Annotated in this window: 4 protein-coding genes and 1 tRNA gene; 3 read left to right on the top strand and 2 right to left on the bottom strand. The window is 69.2% G+C overall.

Going from position 1 to position 4,207, the window contains the following annotated elements; translation table 11 throughout:
- Positions 1 to 124: 124 nt before the first annotated feature.
- Both Q0R13_RS15785 and Q0R13_RS15790 read right to left on the bottom strand, forming a co-directional pair.
- Positions 125 to 200: transfer RNA gene (locus Q0R13_RS15785), tRNA-Ala, on the bottom strand.
- Between the two features lie 100 nt (positions 201 to 300).
- Positions 301 to 756 (bottom strand): TIGR02300 family protein, encoded by a 456-nt coding sequence (locus tag Q0R13_RS15790; RefSeq protein ID WP_293905615.1) that lies wholly within the window; start codon positions 754 to 756, stop codon positions 301 to 303.
- Positions 757 to 879: 123 nt separating this feature from the next.
- Here Q0R13_RS15790 and aroA point away from each other — a divergent pair, with 123 nt between their 5' ends.
- The 3 genes from aroA to Q0R13_RS15805 all read left to right on the top strand — a co-directional run.
- A complete protein-coding gene (gene aroA / locus Q0R13_RS15795) occupies positions 880 to 2,223 on the top strand; it encodes a 3-phosphoshikimate 1-carboxyvinyltransferase (RefSeq protein ID WP_293905617.1) in 1,344 nt (447 codons plus the stop codon).
- A gap of 223 nt (positions 2,224 to 2,446) precedes the next feature.
- On the top strand, positions 2,447 to 3,100 hold the full coding sequence (cmk, locus tag Q0R13_RS15800) for a (d)CMP kinase (RefSeq protein ID WP_293905619.1): 654 nt from the start codon (positions 2,447 to 2,449) through the stop codon (positions 3,098 to 3,100).
- Positions 3,101 to 3,274: 174 nt separating this feature from the next.
- Positions 3,275 to 4,207: S1 RNA-binding domain-containing protein (locus Q0R13_RS15805; protein ID WP_293905621.1), on the top strand; the 933-nt coding region annotated here is incomplete at its 3' end.

The following is a 4,207-nucleotide window of genomic DNA, read 5'->3' on the forward strand; positions in this document are numbered from 1 at the left end:
ATCATCGATATCGTCAAAGATGGAGCGTTCTGGTTTCATCGGCGCGAAGCTAGCATGACCGGTGGGGCCCACCAAACCACGCCCGGAAAAGGCGAAGGCCCGCAACGCTAGCTGCGGGCCCTCATGGTGGAGCTTAGCGGAGTCGAACCGCTGACCTCTTGCATGCCATGCAAGCGCTCTACCAGCTGAGCTAAAGCCCCGAGGTCCGGGTTTCCGAGGGGGTGGCCCCCGGAAGGCGCGGAACCTAGTCAAACGCCCCGTTGCGATCAAGCCGAAGTTTCCGGCTTTTTTCGTCGCAGGCTATCGGTCGTCGTCGCCCTCGCCGGGCAGGCCGTCGATCTCGGTCTCGTCGAACTCGTCTTCGTCCTCGTCCTCGAGGAAGGGGACGTCGGCGTCGTCGGCCTCTTCTTCCTCGTCGGTGAACTCGCCGAGGTCTTCGGAGACGGCCGCCGGTTCGGCGGTGTCGTCGTCGTCGTCGGAGGCGATCGGCGGGTCGTCGACCACCGCGTCGAGTTCGGGCGTGACCGCCTCTTCCTCGTCTTCGTCGTCGTCGGTTTCCTTCTCGACCACCTGATCCTCGGCCTCGTCGGCTTCGGGAACGATGGTGCGGGCGCGGACGCGACGGTTGCGCACGGCCTCGTCGGGGTCGAACTCGGTGGCGCACTTCGGGCAGTGCGCCGGGCGCTTGCCGAGATCGTAGAACTTGGCTTGGCAGTTCGGGCAGATTTGCTTGGTGCCCAGTTCGGGATTGGCCAAAGGCGGCGACCCTCTAAATGTCGGTGGTTGCGCGAAAAGCCGCGTCCCTTGCCACGCACGAAGGCGACTGTCAAAGCAATCCCCCCACGGCTTTTGCCCATTCCGGAGGCGCGTTTTCGGCACATGACGGCGGCCCACCTGACCGCCAGGCGCGCAGGTCCCCTCCGGGGGACGGTCCGCACGCCGGGGGATAAATCCATCAGTCACCGCGCGCTGATCCTGGGCGCGCTGGCCAGCGGCGTGACCGATATCGAGGGCCTGCTGGAGGGCGACGACGTCAAGCGGACCGCCGCGGCCATGGCGGCGTTCGGCGCAGGCGTGGAGCGCCTGGGCGAGGGGACGTGGCGGGTGGAGGGCCGCGGCGGCTTCTCCGAACCGAGCGACGTGGTCGACTGCGGCAACGCCGGCACCGGCGTGCGGCTGATCATGGGCGCGGCGGCCGGGTTCGACCTTTCCGCGACCTTCACCGGCGACGCCTCGCTGCGCGGCCGGCCGATGAACCGGGTGCTGAAGCCGCTGGGCGAGATGGGCGCGCGCTGGATCTGCCGGGCCGGCGGGCGCCTGCCGCTGACGCTGAGGGGCGGAAACCTCCGGGGGATAACCTATATCCTGCCAGAGCCCTCGGCCCAGGTGAAGTCGGCGGTGCTGCTGGCCGGGCTGCATGCGCAGGGCGGGGCCGAGGTCGTCGAGCCGGAAGCCACCCGCGACCACACCGAGCGCATGCTGCGCTGCTTCGGCGCCGAGGTTGAGGTCACCGAGGCGGGCGGGGGCCGCCGGATCGTCGTGCCGGGCGGCCAGCGCCTGACCGGAACCCGCATCCACGTGCCGGGGGACCCGTCATCGGCGGCCTTCCTGCTGGTGGCGGCCCTGGTGACGCCGGGGTCGGAGGTGACAGTGCAGGGGATGCTGCTGAATCCCCTGCGCATCGGCCTGCTGGACACCCTGGGCGAGATGGGCGCCGACCTGTCGGTGACCAATGTCCGCGACGAGGGCGGGGAGACGGTGGCCGACATCACCGCGCGGCACTCCGAGCTGGAAGGCGTCGACGTGCCGCCGGAGCGGGCGCCGTCGATGATCGACGAATATCCGATCCTGGCGGTCGCCGCCGCCTTCGCGTCCGGCAAGACGGTCATGCGCGGCATCGGCGAGATGCGGGTCAAGGAGAGCGACCGCATCGCCCTCATGGCCGCCGGCCTGGCCGCCTGCGGCATCGGGGTCGAGGAGGCGCCGGAGACCCTCACCGTGATCGGCGCCAAGCGCGGCAACCACCTGGTGGCCGGTGGCGCGGCGGTCATCACCCACGGCGACCACCGGATCGCCATGTCGCACCTGATCCTGGGCCTGGCGGCGGAGGCGCCGGTGAGCGTGGACGAGCCCGGCATGATCGCCACCAGCTTCCCCGGCTTCGTGGCGCTGATGCAGGGCCTGGGCGCGGACATCGCCGAAGCGCCTCCGGCGGCGGCGTGAGCGTCAACCTCATCGCCGTCGCGCCTCCTCTCCCCCCGCGAAGCGGAGAGGGAGAGGGTAGGGAGAGGGCCGGCTGGGCCTCGCAAGCTCACCGATGGTCCCCCGAGGACCGGCGGCGACGTGGGTGGGTCATGGCTGGTCCATCGGCGGATCACGTTCTCACGCGCCGACCCTCTCCCTTCCCTCTCCCTCTCGCTTCGCGGGGGAGAGGAGGGTGGTGGCGATGACCGAGTTCTTCGTGATCGCCGTGGATGGGCCGGCGGCTTCGGGCAAGGGGACCATCGCAACCGGGCTCGGGCGGGCGTTCGACCTGCCGGTGCTGGACACCGGGCTGCTCTACCGCGCCGTGGGGGTGCTGACGCATCGGGCCGGAGAGGATCTGGACGACGAGGCCGCCGCGCGGGCCGCCGCCCTGACCCTGACCGCCGACCAGCTCGAGGACCCGGCGCTGCGCACGCGGGCCGCCGGCGAGTTGGCCAGCCGGGTGGCGATCCACGGCCGGGTCCGCGAGGCGTTGCTGGAGTTCCAGAACACCTTTGCGCAACAGGAAGGCGGCGCCGTGCTGGACGGGCGCGACATCGGCACTGTCATCTGCCCGGACGCGCCGGCCAAGCTCTACGTCACCGCCACGCCCGAGGTCCGCGCCCACCGGCGCTGGAAACAACTGGGGGGCCAGGGCGAGGAGGTCGCCTACGAGGACGTCCTGGCCGATATCCGCCGGCGGGACGCCCGCGATGGCGGTCGCGACGCCGCGCCCATGAAGCCAGCGCCCGACGCCGTCTTGCTGGATACCTCCGAAATGACTATAGAGCAGGCCGCCGATGCGGCCCGTCGCATCGTCGAGGCTGCGCGAGCCCGTTGGGAGTCATCCCGGTAGGGCAATCCAAACGCGCTTTTCCCTCGCACGACCGCGGGCAATTTCAGGGCGCGGAATCCCTTCCTTCTCGGGTGGGCCCCACGCCTTCGGTTGCAACCCTTAACCCGACACGGGGACTCCGTCCGGCCACGATGCGTGGCGCGGGCCTCGCGTCTTTTGAAGACGAAAGAACATATGGCTGACGATATGAGCATGAGCCCGTCGCGCGACGACTTCGCCGCGCTGCTCGACGAGTCCCTTGGCGGACGTGACTTCATGGAAGGCCAGGTGGTCCACGGCCTCGTGGTCGCCATCGAAAAGGACTTCGCGATCATCGACGTCGGTCTGAAGACCGAGGGCCGCGTCTCGCTGAAGGAATTCGGCGTCGGCGAAGGCGAGTCGAAGGAGCCGCTCAAGGTCGGCGACAACGTCGAGGTGTTCCTCGAGCGCGTCGAGAACGCCATGGGCGAGGCGGTCATCAGCCGCGAGAAGGCCCGCCGCGAGGAGGCTTGGACGCGCCTGGAAGGCGTCTACGAAAAGAACGAACCGGTGATGGGCTCCATCGTCGGCCGCGTGAAGGGCGGCTTCACCGTCGACCTGGGCGGCGCCTCGGCGTTCCTGCCCGGTTCGCAGGTCGACATCCGCCCGGTGCGCGACGTCGGCCCGCTGATGGGCCGCGAGCAGCCGTTCGCGATCCTGAAGATGGACCGTCCGCGCGGCAACATCGTGGTCTCCCGCCGGGCGATCCTGGAAGAAGCCCGCGCCGAGCAGCGCACCGAACTGGTGAGCCAGCTGCAAGAGGGTGAAGTCCGCGAAGGCGTGGTCAAGAACATCACCGACTACGGCGCGTTCGTGGACCTGGGCGGCATCGACGGCCTGCTGCACGTCACCGACATGAGCTGGAAGCGCGTCAACCATCCGAGCCAGGTGCTGGCGGTGGGCGATACGGTCAAGGTGCAGATCGTCAAGATCAACCCCGATACTCAACGCATCTCGCTCGGCATGAAGCAGCTGCAGTCCGATCCGTGGGACGGCGTGGAAGCCAAGTATCCGGTGGGCGCGAAGTTCACCGGTCGCATCACCAACATCACCGACTACGGCGCCTTCGTGGAGCTGGAAGCCGGTGTC

This window comes from Phenylobacterium sp. (assembly GCF_025351295.1).
In the GTDB taxonomy this organism is placed as follows: domain Bacteria; phylum Pseudomonadota; class Alphaproteobacteria; order Caulobacterales; family Caulobacteraceae; genus Phenylobacterium.

Excerpts from the sequence above, each read along its gene's own strand:
- cmk (WP_293905619.1), top strand. The coding sequence starts at position 2,447 with ATGACCGAGTTCTTCGTGATCGCCGTGGATGGGCCGGCGGCTTCGGGC.
- aroA (WP_293905617.1), top strand. The coding sequence starts at position 880 with ATGACGGCGGCCCACCTGACCGCCAGGCGCGCAGGTCCCCTCCGGGGG.